This window comes from Clostridioides sp. ES-S-0048-02 (assembly GCF_020658495.1).
Classification (GTDB): domain Bacteria; phylum Bacillota; class Clostridia; order Peptostreptococcales; family Peptostreptococcaceae; genus Clostridioides.
Map to the genome: position 1 here is coordinate 1 of NZ_JACVWH010000087.1, position 325 is coordinate 325.

Consider the following 325-nt stretch of genomic DNA (forward strand, 5'->3'; position numbering starts at 1 on the left):
CCAGTATACTCTGAACTGCCATCTTCTTTTTGTTCATCTTGACCAGCAGATTTTTCATCCATAATATTTTGAAAGTTAAGTTCAAGTTCAATCTGATAATCTCCATTTTGCCAAATATGTTTATCTGCATCTATATAAAAGAGACCTATTAATTTTGTATATGAATCTTTTACTTTTACACCTCTACCAGTTATACAACTTATATCACCATATCCTTTTAAAGAGCAAGTTCTTTCTATGTCTTTAAACTCATTATCTATATCTACAGTGTCATTTTCTTGTTGTTGTATTACCTTTTGCATAATTACTCCAACATTTTTGAATA

Annotated in this window: 1 pseudogene; it reads right to left on the bottom strand. The window is 28.9% G+C overall.

What is annotated here, in order from left to right:
- A pseudogene (locus IC173_RS21080) lies at window positions 1-325 on the bottom strand (cell wall hydrolase); the annotation flags it as partial.